This window comes from Aliivibrio finisterrensis, from assembly GCF_008933155.1.
GTDB classification, from domain to species: domain Bacteria; phylum Pseudomonadota; class Gammaproteobacteria; order Enterobacterales; family Vibrionaceae; genus Aliivibrio; species Aliivibrio finisterrensis.
On the sequence record NZ_WBVP01000001.1, the window covers coordinates 131,679 to 145,549 of the forward strand.

Here is a 13,871-nt window from a genome sequence, read left to right on the forward strand (position 1 = left end):
AAAAGGTGTCTTTATTATTATAAAAAACATAAAAGTCCCCATCTTCATTATAAGGTTTTTTATATACTTCATTTATATTTTTATCAATTTAGTTTTTGTAATAAGAAGAAATTATAGTACCTGAACTATCAATAACATACACTTGATTTCGTTTTGTTAAGGTAGAGATAAAATCTTTAATTTTATACTCGAGTATGGATACACCAACGACACCAATAATCTTTGAATTTATATAATATGGATAGCGATTGAAAATTCTTTTTGGTTTTTATCATTTAAATAAGGCTTACTGATAACATCTTTATCCCCGCGTAAAGATCTTTCAAACCATTCTCTTCCTTCTCCCTTTACATTTCTTGTATCTGATTCACCGAAAGAAGACAGATAATGACCATCAATCGATGCATAAAAAGCCTCATGAACATCAAGACTTTCCTGTAATTTTTTTAAACTTTCAATTGTTTCTGTCTCATCTAAAACTCCATTATTATATTCAGTATCGAATGCTTTCACTGCCGAAAAATAAGAGTCTAGCTTACCATCAAGTGCTCGACTTATTAACTTGGAACGATCATTTAGTGATTTAACTGATAACTCATCATTTAACTTATACATTTCATAGTAACTATTAACTGAAATGAAACCACCCATTAGTAAAAACATAATAATTGTAATCAGTACAACTTTACTTTTTAATTTCATCTATTACTCCTAAATCACTTTGAGGGAATGATTTTGACATTATTTCAAAATCAGACTCACTAATACTATTAGACAATTTTAAATACTCGGCTTCTGCAATAATTTTTCTATTTAAAATATCATTAACTTTGGCATTAAGAAAAACACCAATAAAAGTATTTTCTGTGAATTTTATTCGGTCTAAAAACGCTGAGGCTTTATATGGCTTATTAATTGACAAATAATATGCAGAAAATGCTTCATATGCCACAACATTATATACCTCTGAATTAAAATCATTCATGTGATTAATAAACTCACTATTTAGTTTATTTATTTCCAACTCTAAATTATCACTTCCTTCATATTCATGATATACATTAAATAATCGCAATAAATACCGATATGAAATTATACATTTATTTTTGTTTTCTATAGAATGGGCCAAATTAAGCTTGTTAATATTTACATTACTAAATATATATTCACTTCCAATAGTTGACAAAAACAAATCTAAAGATTCTTGATTATCTGGAAAACATGAATACATTTCATTAATTTCCTCATGCCTAAATTTTATTAGAATTGCCTCTTCTAACCTCACCATTAAAGATATAAAATCATGCTTATTTAAATAATTCCCATATTTTAAAACAAATGATGATCTTTTATTTTCATCATCAACATAGTTAATCTCACCGTCATCAAAATTAATAACCAATCTTTTACTAGATAATTCTTTAGCTAAATTCGAAGAAGAAAAATGCACATGATTACTAGCACTAAAATGCCATTTTAAAAGTCTTAATATTCCATTATCCACGTCTCCATCTGAATTGACATTTAAATAAACCAAATCATTACAATCAATAATTTGACATATTTCATGTTTATTTCTTTCAATAAAATATACATTTAAACACGATATTAACAGTAAAAAAACAAGACATGAAAATATAACATAACGATTGGATTTTAAATGTATAAATGTACTTTGTCGCTCTACATCATCAAAAACACTAGGCTCATAAGTGTAACCTTTTTGATGAATAGTGATAATTGGAAACTTTACATTATTTTCTTTAAAAACCCTTCTTAAATTAAATATTGCTTGGGATACAACCTGATCACTAACAACAGTTTCCCAAACAAAATTTAATATGTCATGTTTTGAAAAAATAGTTTTTTCATTTCTTATGAAAAAATACAATAAATCTGATTGTTTTTTTTCAATCTTATTCTCGACACTATTAATTATAATAAGATGACGTTCAGGAAAGAAGTAAATACTTTTTGATAATTTGATCTTTATCATAAAAAAAACTCGCTAAATTTTGAGTTTAGCACATAATTACAATAATGATAATTTAACATAGATTAACTTAAAAATGTCCAACAATGATGTTGAATAATGATCATAAGTAAAAACATACATACTATGTTTTATATATAAAAAGGTGTTTATTTTGAATAATATAGACAAATAACATCACTAAAATAATAACTGAATTTATAATTCAAATATAATATTTTGACCTAATGCAGAATTGAAACCTATAACAGCCATTATAAACAATCTTCAACTGTATATTTTATTCCATTAGTGAATGTAATCTTATTAATTCCTCTTTCAAATGCCTTTCTAATTAATTTTAAAAACCAATATTCATTTTCAATCATATAAAATGAACAGTGAATATTCTTATTATTTAGATCGAATGCAAATGAATCAATAACATCAATAAAGCTATCTGTAGAGCGTGCTATAAATGTATCTTCAAATTTCATGTAAACTCCTAAATTTTAACGATTATTATAAACATCCAAGATTATAAAAGACGTGTACTTACTCAAATGATTGCATTCTTGATATGTACGTAACTATAGCTAAATGAACTAATTCTTCACTAGTTAGCATTTTTTTTTGCGATAAAGCTTCGATTAATAGTAAAACATCTTCTGACAAAATTAATTTCATTTACGTACACCTTGGAAGTATTTAAATATTCAAAAATCCATTTCTATCGATTGAACAATCCTCTATAACTGTAGCTGAAATCCCCTACAACGTTCATTCCTAGATAAACAATACTCTCTAGCTTCAAAAAAAGCATAAAATGACAATTATGATTAATTAAATATAAAATTAACCATTAAAAAACATAAGCTTACGGAAATGTAATTTTGTTTTTTTTATAAAAAATAGCTCATTTTAGTACCAGTTAGGCCTGCTATGGTATAGTGTATTTAGCCAGCTAATTAGCATTTTTAGCTAGGTCTACATAATGACAGACGCCCATGAAAGAACAATAGGGAAACCTACAAATTAGAAGCTACCCAGTTTGTAATTGAGCAAGGGCACTCAATTACTTAAGCCTTCGAGATTATGAGCATTAATAAATAACTTAATTTAGTAAGCGCGCAAATACCACAGCATACTTATAAGACAGCGGTTCGTGAAAGTTTTATTTCCCCCTAATTTATTGAAAGGACAATTTTATGTTAACCAACAAAAAAAATTTGGAGTGATGGTCTCACTTACATTTGGATTGATACTAGAAGATTTTATTTTCTGTTGTTATTAATTTTTTTCACGAAAATCGATTTATTGGTCATTATCACTTTCACCTGATAATAACCTTGCAGTGAAGGCGCTTTAAATAGCGTATAGGTTAAGAGGAAAACCATCAAATATACTCTTGCATAAAGATATGGCTTTCACTATACAAGTTTAAAGCCTGGAAAAAATTATGGCGATTTAAAATAAATCAATGCATGACTCGTCGTGGTAATTATTAGGATAATAGTCCAGTGGGAAGATTCTTTAGAAGTTTAAAAAGTGAATGGACCCCCAGATCATCCTTGTGTAATGTTAAACGCAAGCTCGTCATGCCGTTTCAACATTTAATGACATTATTTTTGCTACCAATTACAGAGAGTATTTCTTAAATCATAGAAGTGGTTATTTTAGCCGTTCTGTTCCCTTTCAATTTGTTTAGTATAAAGGCCACGTATGGCCTTGCTATCGCTTAGCCATTATTGCTCTGAAAGCGCGTTGCGAATAAAGCCATTATATTTTGCTAACTTTGCTTTCGCGCTTTTTGCATCTAACCCAGACAAAACCATCAAAATGGCTGTTTTGCAGTGATTATCACAATGAGATAGCGCCTCAGCCGCTTCTGTTTCTTGGCAGCCTGTTGCTTCTATTACAATGTTCTTTTGGCGTTGCACTAATTTTGCATTGGTTGCTTCCACGTCAACCATTAAGTTGCCAAATACTTTACCGGTTCGGATCATCGCCCCTGTCGTTAGCATATTTAGCACTAGCTTTTGAGCCGTTCCTGCTTTCATACGAGAAGATCCTGTAACCACTTCAGGGCCTACAACTGGTGTCATATTGATATCGGCAAGTTCTGTCATTGGGCTGTTTGGGTTACAGCTTAGTGTTGCAACCGTTGCCCCTACTGATTTTGCGTATTCCATCGCACCAAGAACATAAGGAGTACGACCGCTTGCTGCAATACCAACTACTACGTCTTTTTCATTAAGGCCTAAATCTTGTAAATCTGAAGCGCCTAGTTCACGGTTATCTTCTGCGTTCTCTACTGCTTTTAGAATCGCTTGATGGCCGCCAGCAATTAGACCAACCACTAAATCAGGGTTAGAGCCATAAGTTGGAGGGCATTCACTCGCATCTAAAATACCTAAACGGCCTGAAGTGCCTGCACCGGTATAAATTAAACGCCCACCCGATTGAAATGCGATTGCAATGGCATCGACCACTTCTGCGATTTGAGGAAGAATGGCTTCAACAGCTAAAGCGACTTTTTGATCTTCTTTATTAATCACTGTCAGCATTTCAATCGTTGATAACACATCGATATTTTCACTGGCTTGATTACGGCTCTCTGTCACTAATGTGGTTAAATCAATTTTCATTATTAGGTTCTCTTCAAAAGATAAATTCTCAATTTCAATGGTTGCCATCATAAAGAATAAAAAATCACAACCAAGATTATTCTAAACGTGCAAAATAGTGGCATCACTATCGCTAAAAACTCCATTTGATTTGAGCGTATAGCAAGGTACTTGGGTTTTCGCCAAACACGCTGTCGCTCGATCCATCAAAATATTGCACTACACCAATTAATTGCCAATCATCGGCTAGTGAGTAGTTCTGATTAACACCAACAAAGAAAGACCCATCATCGTAATAACTGTTCATAAAGGTGAGTCTTGATAATGGCGATAAATCCACACCTAAGCTTGAATACCATGTCCAATGGGTAAAACTAAGGGTTCTGGCACTGAGTGGTAAATTTAAGTATGCCATTGCGTTGTCGGCATCTTGAGGTTCTGAGATATGCATGAGAGAGCCTTGAATCACCCAGTTTTCAGTTCCATTAAAGCGATAATCCATTTCAAGGCTTGAAACACTGGATGCAACGAGATCTTGGTTATCATAACGACGTTGAGTGGGCTCAAACCAACTGAACTCACCACGCAGCCCTGCGCCATAAACATCCACTGCAAAGCCTGCACCTACCACATAATCTAGCTGAGACTTACCAAGTAATACCTGCATGTCCCACCCCTGTTTATTAAACAGATACCGCGCTGCATAGCTGTCTAACTCACTGTCTGATCTGGGATTAAAAACCAAGTCAATTGAGCTCGCAAAACCGAGTTTTTTACTTACCATTACTGCATCGGTTCCAGGACGCTCTTCATAATCAAAATCATAGATGGAATATGAATTAAAGATATCGTTTGGGTTCCATACGGTGGTCATTCCCCAATTTATACGAAAACGCCCAGCTCGAAATTGCCAATCGTCTTTATTCCAATTGAGATAAGCTCGATCAAATTGCGTGTTTCCTATCATCCCTTTTTTATCTAGCCAATTTTTAGATAAATCAACGTAGCCGGGATCATAAGAGATAAAGTCACCATAATTTGGGTACTCAGCGCTATCGCCAAATAATAGACGGTTGCGCATACCCAAATTCACGCGTAATTGATCATTAAATCGGTATTCAAAATTAAAACGTTGATGGACAATATTATCAAAGATAGCGTCGCCCGAGTTTGGGATGGTACTGGTTGCCATGTACTTTACATAGCCGTTTAAATCCCAGCTTTTCTCTGGGGTTAAACCTGGGATTTGAGCATAGCTCGATAGGCTACTGAACAATAAAAAAGGCACAAACCTTGTGAATACTTTCTTCATCAGTTCATGCCCTCTTAGTGATACCTATTCTAGATACGTATTATGTCTGCTTGATAATGATTAGGTTACGACAGTTCCTTGAACTTTATCAACAGTTCTTTCTGCTCTTCAGTCAGATTCGTCGGTGTTGCCACAGTAATGACAACCATTAGATCGCCCGTCGCACCTTTACGGCTCTTCACGCCTTTTTCTTTCATGCGGAATTTACGACCATTTTGAGTCCCTGCTGGCACTTTTAATTTAAAGCGGCTTTCCAAGGTTTGAATCTCAACCTCACCACCCAGTGCTGCTGTCACAAAATCAGTCGTTACTGGGCAAATTAAATCATTACCTTCACGTCTTAAATGCGTGTGCGGACGCGTATTAATCTGAATTAATAAGTCACCCGCTGGGCCGCCGTATGCGCCCGCTTCGCCTTTACCAACAAAGCGAATTTTCTCACCGTCTTCAATACCTGCTGGTACTTTAACGTTGATTTTTTTGTTCACGCCATTGACTGGTAATTCGATAACTTGCTCGCAGCCGTTGATCGCATCAGCAAATTCAACCGTTAGGTTAAACTGACGGTCTTGCCCTTTTTGCGCGCGTGGTTGACGATGTTGAGAGAACATATCTTCAAATCCGCCGCCGCCGCCAAAACCACCACGCGAACGACCGCCAAAACCACCACCAAAAATATCTTCGAAGCCACTAAAACCTTGGCTATGACCGCCACCAAAGCCACCACCTCCACCCATGCCACCATTTTGGAATGCTGCGTGGCCATAGTCATCATACTGGCCGCGTTTATCGGCATCAGTTAGAATTTCGTACGCTTCTTTTATCTCTTTAAATTTGTCTGCAGCTTGCGCATCACCCGGGTTCTTATCTGGGTGGTATTTCATCGCAAGACGTTTGTATGCTTTTTTGATCTCTTTTTCTGTACTGCTTTTGGAGACACCAAGGACTTCATAATAATCACGTTTAGACATGACTTAACCTCGTCAATGAATAGAAACAGACATAAAACGGAATCGCTTATGCCTTTCTTTGAATAAATCTAATCAAAGGAGTTTATGTCCTATCAGATTAAGGTCAAGATCTATCTCACAAAATGCGGCAGTTATTGTTGTTTATCTTCTTTCAGTTGCCCATCTTCAAACACAATAACCCGCTTCGCTCGATTAAAGACCCTTGAATCATGAGTTGAGAAAATGAACGTCGTCCCCTCTTCTTTATTCAAGCTTTCCATTATATCAAGCAGCTCTGCGGTGCTTTTAGCATCTAGATTTGCCGTTGGTTCATCGGCCATAATAAAGCGTGGTCTTGGAGCAAGCGCTCGTGCAACGGCAACTCGTTGTTGCTGCCCGCCAGAGAGTTGGGCTGGTCTTTTATGTTGCTGATCTTCTAGGCCTACTTTTTTCAGTAAGTCTTGAGCTCTTTGTTTGCACTCTGCTTCAGCGTGACCCTGTAACTGCATAACGAACTCCACATTCTCTAATGCGGTTAATACAGGCAATAAACTGTAGTCTTGAAAGATGAACCCTATATTGTCACGACGAAACTCTATCAGCTTCTTTTCATCCATAACTGTCAGCTCATTACCATCAATACTCACTTTTCCTGAGGTAACGCTGTCTATTCCACCCAACATATTTAATAAGGTTGTTTTTCCTGATCCTGATGGTCCAATCACCGCCACAAACTCCCCTTGTTCAATAACCAAATCAAGGTGATCAACCGCATGGACAGGAAAATCCGACTCTGGGTTATAGGTTTTGCATAACTGCTCAATTTTTATCGTCATACTTTTTACCTTATTGTTTCTCTGCCATGGCTTCGACGGGTTTCTTTTTAATTATTTGATGGGCAGGATAAAGCCCTGCTAATACACTGACACACCACACCGTCACAAAAACGGTGACATAATCACTAAAAGCGACACTTGGGTATAAAACCGAATCAATACCAAATGCATTTAACCCTTCTGCCATCGCTTCAAGTGGAATTCCGGTTTTGCTAAGAAGAAACAATAAAAATAAGGAGAAAATAACACCAGAACCCGCGCCAATTATTCCAATAAAGCCGGATTCTAAAATAATTAAACGGCGAATATTGCCTTTCTTCATTCCAACCGCCATTAATACGCCAAACTCTCTGGTTCGCTCAAAGACTGACATCAGAAGAATATTGATGATGCCAAAGCCCATTGCGATAACAAAAATAACTAAGATCACTTGATTACCGGCATTCATCGAACTCATCATTGTCGATAGTATTGGCTGTAATTGAAGCCAATCTTGAACCTTATTTTTATTTGATATAGAACTAATTAACTGCTCTCGAAAATCACTAACTTGAGCCTCATCGTGTAGCAAAATTGCGATTTCATGATCGAAATGTACTTGGCCAAGTTGTTGAAGATCGGCTTTTCGGACATACGCGTTGGCATCATCAAAGGTGCTGGATGAGGTTTTAAAAATCCCCCTAACTCGAAACGCCGCACCAGTAACATCTCCTGTAGTATCGGTAAACGTGAGCACGACTTTTGAGCCTACTCTGAGCTTTAATCGATCCGCCGTTTTCTGTGACACTAAAATGGGGTTACGCCCTTTATCATCAAGCCATTCCCCTTCAAGAATATGCTCTGCTATCGGTGTTATCTTGGGCTCTGACTCTAAATCAATACCATTAACTTGAATACCACGAGTACTGCGAGCTGACGCTATCATGCCGTTAACTAAGGTTCTACTTGTCCACGCTTTGACTTGTGGTGCTTGTTCTAGCTGTTTGGTTATCTCAGCTTCATCATCAATCACCAGATTAATGTCTGGATTTAATGCGTAATTTTTCTGATGAATTTGAATATGACTGGTTTGCCACTGAATGGTATTTTTTATCAAATTATCAATGATCCCATTCATAAACCCCATCATCAACATAACACCAGCGACACCAAAAATCATGGCTCCCAACATAATGGAGGTTCGTAATTTATTGCGCCATACGTTGCGCCACGCCAATTTAACCAGCATGCGAACCTCCTTTAAGTGCAGAGACAATCGAGAGATGGTAAATACGCCACAATGGATAAATAAGACAAAGCAGTAACAGCCCTATCACGATCATAATTTGATCAATAAACAGCCACGAACTAATTAATAAAGGAATAATAGGCTCATAGCCCATTTCAAGCATGGCTTGTGCCGTATCTCCGGTTAAAGTAATAGGGTTAATATACAAATAGCCTAAGATAGGAATGGCAATCATTAAGCCTATAGCAATACCTAACAATCCGATAAAAATGGATTCAAGAACTAATAACTTTAATAGCTTTGTTCGAACCATTCCTGTGGCTAGCATGACGCCAAATTCACGTTTTCTTTCTAAGGTCATCATTAATAGAGTAGCGAATAGACCAAAGCCAACAATGCCATATAGGAGGTACATCATAATAATGCCGCTCACCCGATCAATTTGGATCTGTTGTTCCATTTCGGGAATAAGATCATTCCAAGGCCGAACGGCCACACTTGATCCATACCCTATTTGTAGATCATCCACCGTTTGTAGCAATTGTGAAAAATCACGAGTATGTAATACCCAAGCAGTGACTTGATCTTCTGTGCTAAATAAATTGGAAGCTTCTTTGATGGGTAAATAGATAAGTTGATTGTTCAGCTCTGGCATCGGAAAATGCACAATCCCCTTAATGAGATATAACCCTGCAGCAGTTTGACCCCGATAACCTTGGCCATACAGCACAATTTCATCACCAATGGTGAGATTAAAAAATTGAGCCAGCCCCTCAGACATCAATACGGATTTATCATCTCGTGAAAGATATTCTCCTTTAATCACTTTCTCTGCCAAACCAGAATAAGCGGTTTCTGGTGTTGGATCGACACCCACCACCATCACGCCTTTTGATTTATCATTCGCGGCAGCAAGAGAAAAGGTTTCGATACGTGGAAGTGCAAATTCAATATTAGGCTGTTGCTTGGTTGGTTTGATAAAGTCATCGCTCATTGGCAATAAATCATCAATGCTTTGGCTTTCTTTAAACTCTGGATTTTGCAGTTGAATAAGGCCCGTAGATAAACGAGCCGCATTCTCTATATTTGCGGTATAACTGCCCTCTTGAATGCTCCGCATTAATAATGAAAGCAACAAGGCCAGCGCCAACGCAGAGGCCGTTAGCAAGGTTCTTCTTTTTTGTCGCCATAGGTTTCGCCAAGCTAACTTAATGAGCATGTTTACCGCCTAGAAATAAGGAATTAATGGCTTAATTACGTAATGATTTCATTTGACCTTGTGAGAAAAACTTATCATTGATAAGGAAATTAAATTGCGCTTTATGGGTAATCATTTCGGTTTTATTGCCTGGCTTATCGGCTGGAACCATTTCTATTCTTGTTGCTACCATACGATTACCCATTTCTTTAATATCATAGGTTGTCATGGTATTGACTAGCTCATCGAATTCATCATATGACTCTACTTTACGTTGTAAGAACGTCTCTTGTGAGATCCACAAACGTACTTTACTCCACACCACAGGTGCATCAGGTTTTGCTATTGCATCAATCACCCATGTTTTATCGCCGTCGATCACTTCTTGTTTAACCATTTTGTGGTCGTAATCCACCACGATTGAAGATTGGTTGATCAAATCGTCATTGGTAAAATCAGAGCCCATCCATGATTGACCCAACATTGAAGGGGCGATTTTTATCACTCGTTCAATATTTGGTATCCAACTCCACATCTCTTTATCACGCTTAAGAGAAGCACTGCCGCGATCTTTTGCTGGCCCTGTAATCAATACTAAAGAAAGATTTTGTTCCTTAGTCCAGCTCTTCATGCTCATGCTGCGAGTCCAATCAGGTCGTATAATGTTCATGGTTAATTCGGTGTAACTTGAATTACCACGCATTTGAGCATCCGACTTTTTAACAATTGTATTTGCACTTAACTCATCAGTAGCAAACACGTGACCTACTACGCCGAAAAACGCAAAAAACAGGACTATTTTAATCAATAATTTTATTTTATGTTTCATATCACACCCCAGCCATGATGCTTGATTTATAAACACATAATAGAATGTTTAGGCTAAGGTTTTCGTGACCTCTAAGACGAAATTATCCAAATCTTTGTCATAGAAATGTCAAGCTCGCTTCATTGTATTTATGACAATTTAAAACCAGCGTTTAACTTTATTCATGTAGTCAACAAACTCATCACCAAAAAGTTTAACCAAGATTTTTTCTTCTGGTTCGATTTGAAAACGGTTCATATACGCAACAAAGCCGAGCGCACTCACCAAACCCAGTGGCTGTTGGGTATAAACCACTGAACTGAGTAAAATAAGTAAGAAACCAAGATACATAGGGTTACGTGTGTATTGATAAATACCAGAATTCACAAGGGACGAGCTGCTCTCTGGTTTTAATGGATTTACTGTGGTTTTAGCGTCTCTAAACTCTTTTACCCCCCATAGCGACACACCCCCTCCAAGTGCAATTAAGCTAATAACAAGCACATAAGTTAACCAAGGTAGATAAAACAGATCAAATGGCATTATTTTATCAAAACCAAATACTGTCACCATAAATAGCAACATGACTAGCGGTGGAGGAATTTTCAACTCTAATTTTGATAGCATTTATTCTCCTTAAAAACGTGGTATATTCTTTCCATATAATTATTGTATTAACTTTAGCAGTCGAGATTTATATGTCATCTGATTTTTATGGCTCTAGTGCCGCTTATGCCCGCCAAGAAAGTGGCTACCGTGAAAAAGCATTAAAACTGTACCCTTGGGTTTGTGGTAACTGTGCGCGTGAATTTGTTTATTCAAACTTACGTGAGTTGACGGTTCACCATAAAGATCACGATCATACTAATAACCCAAATGACGGCAGTAACTGGGAACTTTTGTGCCTTTTCTGCCACGATCATGAGCATTCAAAATATACAGAGCATGACCAGTACGGTTCTGAAATTAAAGCGGGTGAAGATGATCATCAAGGTGCAACACACAACCCGTTTGCAGCTTTAAAATCAATGATGAAAAAGTAATTCTCATTACAGATTTATATGGCCTTTCAACTCACTGAAAGGTCATCTCTCCTTCCCTACAGTCTATATTTATATCTCATCATGAAAATCCAAAACAGCCCAGTAACTCAGCATCAATTTAATGGTGTTGATTTCTATTTAAAGCGCGATGATAAACTTCATCCTCAATTTTCTGGCAATAAAGCTCGCAAGTTTATGGGATTGTTAGACGGTGATTTTCCTGCGATTACCACGATTATTGGTTATGGCTCACCACAGGCAAACTCTCTCTACTCGTTAGCGGCGTTGGCTCAACTAAAAGGTTGGCAGTTAGATTTTTACGTTGACCATGTTCCTTCATTCTTAAAAGAATCACCAAAAGGGAACTATCGTGCGGCATTGGATCTTGGCGCAAATATTATCGCGTTAAATGAGACAGATAACGCCAAACTAGATGATGGCAGCACACTAGGGAGCTTAGATTACATTCAACAAGTTAGGCTACCAAGAGAGCATGAATTATTTGTGCCTGAAGGTGGCCGTTGTGGTTTGGCTGAAAGCGGCGTAAAGCAATTGGCAGCAGAGCTTATTGAATGGAAGAAAGAACAGAGATTAGCCTCTCTAACCGTAGCTTTGCCTTCTGGTACAGGAACAACGGCTCTGTTTCTTCATAAACATTTAAAAGCCCACGATATAAACGTGATTACCTGTGCCTGTGTTGGCGGAGATGCCTATCTTACCGCACAGTTTTTAGAGCTTGGTGAAGCCGATCATCCTGATATTTTAACACCAACGAAAAAACACCATTTTGGTAAGTTATATCATCACGATTACGAGATGTGGAGAGCACTCCTATCACAAACTGGTGTTGAATTTGAACTACTGTACGACCCCCTAATGTGGCGCTGCTTGAATGATTGGATACCGAATAACGCCAATCAAACATTAGTTTATATCCATCAAGGTGGATTATTAGGTAACGAAAGTATGTTGCCTCGTTACCAACGAAAATTTGATTAATCTATATTTATAAAAGATATCCTTTAGGACTAATAATGAAATGTAACGCACTGCTTTTTTGCTTAACTTTGCTCTCTCATTCTGTATTTGCTTCTTCTACATTAGAAACGGTTGAAGCCATTGAACTATCAAGCTCTAGTACTATCGGTATTTCAGTTCTAGATACCGCAACAGATACTACCTGGAGCTATAAAGGCGACCAACGCTTTCCAATGATGAGTACATTTAAAACTCTGCTTTGTGCTCAAATGCTGTACAACTCAAGTAATGACCTTTTAGATAAAGAAGCACTAACAAGAGTGACTCAAGAATCCATCATTCCATGGTCTCCAATCACTGAAAAGTTTATCGGTGAAACAATTAGTACAGAGAGCGCATGCGAAGCTACGATGCTGATGAGTGACAATACTGCAGCCAATATAGTATTAGCACAAACTGGAACTCCAACTTCTCTCACGCTTTTCTTACGCTTAATTGGTGATGACATTACTCGCTTAGACCGTATTGAACCTGAATTAAATGAAGCACAAAAAGGAGATGTAAGGGATACAACGACTCCAAATGCGATGACAAATACACTTAATGAGCTGTTATTTGGTCAAACACTTACCACAGCAGACAAAAATACCTTAAAAGGTTGGATGGTCAATAATAAAGTCTCAGATCCATTATTACGTTCGATTCTTCCAAGAAACTGGTCAATTGCAGATCGCTCTGGTGCTGGTGGTTTTGGATCTCGTGGTATCACCGCTGTTCTATGGAATGAAAAGCGTGCGCCTATTATTATGTCTATTTATCTGACTCAAACGAATTTAGACATGGCTTCACGTAATCAAGTGATTGTGGAAGTGGGCAATGCAATATTCAAAGAATTCAACATAAACTAAGAAACTACGTA

14 protein-coding genes are annotated in these 13,871 nt (G+C 37.0%); 3 read left to right on the forward strand and 11 right to left on the reverse strand.

All coding sequences use genetic code 11. The features are described 5' to 3' along the window. Positions 1 to 228: 228 nt before the first annotated feature. From F8B77_RS17445 to F8B77_RS00600, 11 genes are all read right to left on the reverse strand, one after another. Positions 229 to 702, reverse strand: coding sequence for a PDC sensor domain-containing protein (locus tag F8B77_RS17445; protein WP_167512722.1), 474 nt, complete (start codon positions 700 to 702; stop codon positions 229 to 231). Then, on the reverse strand, positions 686 to 1,996 hold the full coding sequence (locus tag F8B77_RS00555; protein ID WP_151652785.1) for a winged helix-turn-helix domain-containing protein: 1,311 nt from the start codon (positions 1,994 to 1,996) through the stop codon (positions 686 to 688). Before F8B77_RS00555 ends, F8B77_RS17445 begins: the two co-directional genes overlap by 17 nt. Before the next feature lie 251 nt (positions 1,997 to 2,247). After that, a complete protein-coding gene (locus F8B77_RS00560; protein WP_151652787.1) occupies positions 2,248 to 2,469 on the reverse strand; it encodes a hypothetical protein in 222 nt (73 codons plus the stop codon). 1,248 nt (positions 2,470 to 3,717) lie between these two features. Then, positions 3,718 to 4,620 (reverse strand): N-acetylmuramic acid 6-phosphate etherase, encoded by a 903-nt coding sequence (gene murQ, locus F8B77_RS00565; RefSeq protein ID WP_151652789.1) that lies wholly within the window; start codon positions 4,618 to 4,620, stop codon positions 3,718 to 3,720. A 112-nt stretch (positions 4,621 to 4,732) separates the two neighbouring features. Beyond that, positions 4,733 to 5,911, reverse strand: coding sequence for a hypothetical protein (locus tag F8B77_RS00570; protein WP_425277973.1), 1,179 nt, complete (start codon positions 5,909 to 5,911; stop codon positions 4,733 to 4,735). 65 nt (positions 5,912 to 5,976) lie between these two features. Then, a complete protein-coding gene (locus F8B77_RS00575; protein WP_151652793.1) occupies positions 5,977 to 6,882 on the reverse strand; it encodes a DnaJ C-terminal domain-containing protein in 906 nt (301 codons plus the stop codon). A 131-nt stretch (positions 6,883 to 7,013) separates the two neighbouring features. Then, positions 7,014 to 7,697 (reverse strand): ABC transporter ATP-binding protein, encoded by a 684-nt coding sequence (locus F8B77_RS00580; protein ID WP_151652795.1) that lies wholly within the window; start codon positions 7,695 to 7,697, stop codon positions 7,014 to 7,016. Positions 7,698 to 7,707: 10 nt separating this feature from the next. Next, positions 7,708 to 8,925, reverse strand: a complete 1,218-nt coding sequence (locus F8B77_RS00585; RefSeq protein WP_151652797.1) for an ABC transporter permease — start codon at positions 8,923 to 8,925, stop codon at positions 7,708 to 7,710. After that, a complete protein-coding gene (locus F8B77_RS00590; RefSeq protein ID WP_151652799.1) occupies positions 8,915 to 10,144 on the reverse strand; it encodes an ABC transporter permease in 1,230 nt (409 codons plus the stop codon). Before F8B77_RS00590 ends, F8B77_RS00585 begins: the two co-directional genes overlap by 11 nt. Positions 10,145 to 10,175: 31 nt before the next feature. Continuing rightward, a complete protein-coding gene (locus F8B77_RS00595; RefSeq protein WP_151652801.1) occupies positions 10,176 to 10,952 on the reverse strand; it encodes an outer membrane lipoprotein-sorting protein in 777 nt (258 codons plus the stop codon). A gap of 138 nt (positions 10,953 to 11,090) precedes the next feature. After that, a complete protein-coding gene (locus tag F8B77_RS00600) occupies positions 11,091 to 11,558 on the reverse strand; it encodes a methyltransferase family protein (protein ID WP_151652803.1) in 468 nt (155 codons plus the stop codon). A 71-nt stretch (positions 11,559 to 11,629) separates the two neighbouring features. On the opposite strand from F8B77_RS00600, the gene F8B77_RS00605 reads away from it, so the two are divergent. The 3 genes from F8B77_RS00605 (at position 11,630) to bla (ending at position 13,860) form a co-directional block, all read left to right on the forward strand. Further along, on the forward strand, positions 11,630 to 11,974 hold the full coding sequence (locus tag F8B77_RS00605; protein WP_130049205.1) for a YajD family HNH nuclease: 345 nt from the start codon (positions 11,630 to 11,632) through the stop codon (positions 11,972 to 11,974). Positions 11,975 to 12,055: 81 nt separating this feature from the next. Next, positions 12,056 to 12,973, forward strand: a complete 918-nt coding sequence (locus tag F8B77_RS00610; RefSeq protein WP_151652805.1) for a 1-aminocyclopropane-1-carboxylate deaminase/D-cysteine desulfhydrase — start codon at positions 12,056 to 12,058, stop codon at positions 12,971 to 12,973. A gap of 35 nt (positions 12,974 to 13,008) precedes the next feature. Continuing rightward, a complete protein-coding gene (gene bla, locus F8B77_RS00615) occupies positions 13,009 to 13,860 on the forward strand; it encodes a class A beta-lactamase (protein WP_151652807.1) in 852 nt (283 codons plus the stop codon). Positions 13,861 to 13,871 lie beyond the last annotated feature (11 nt).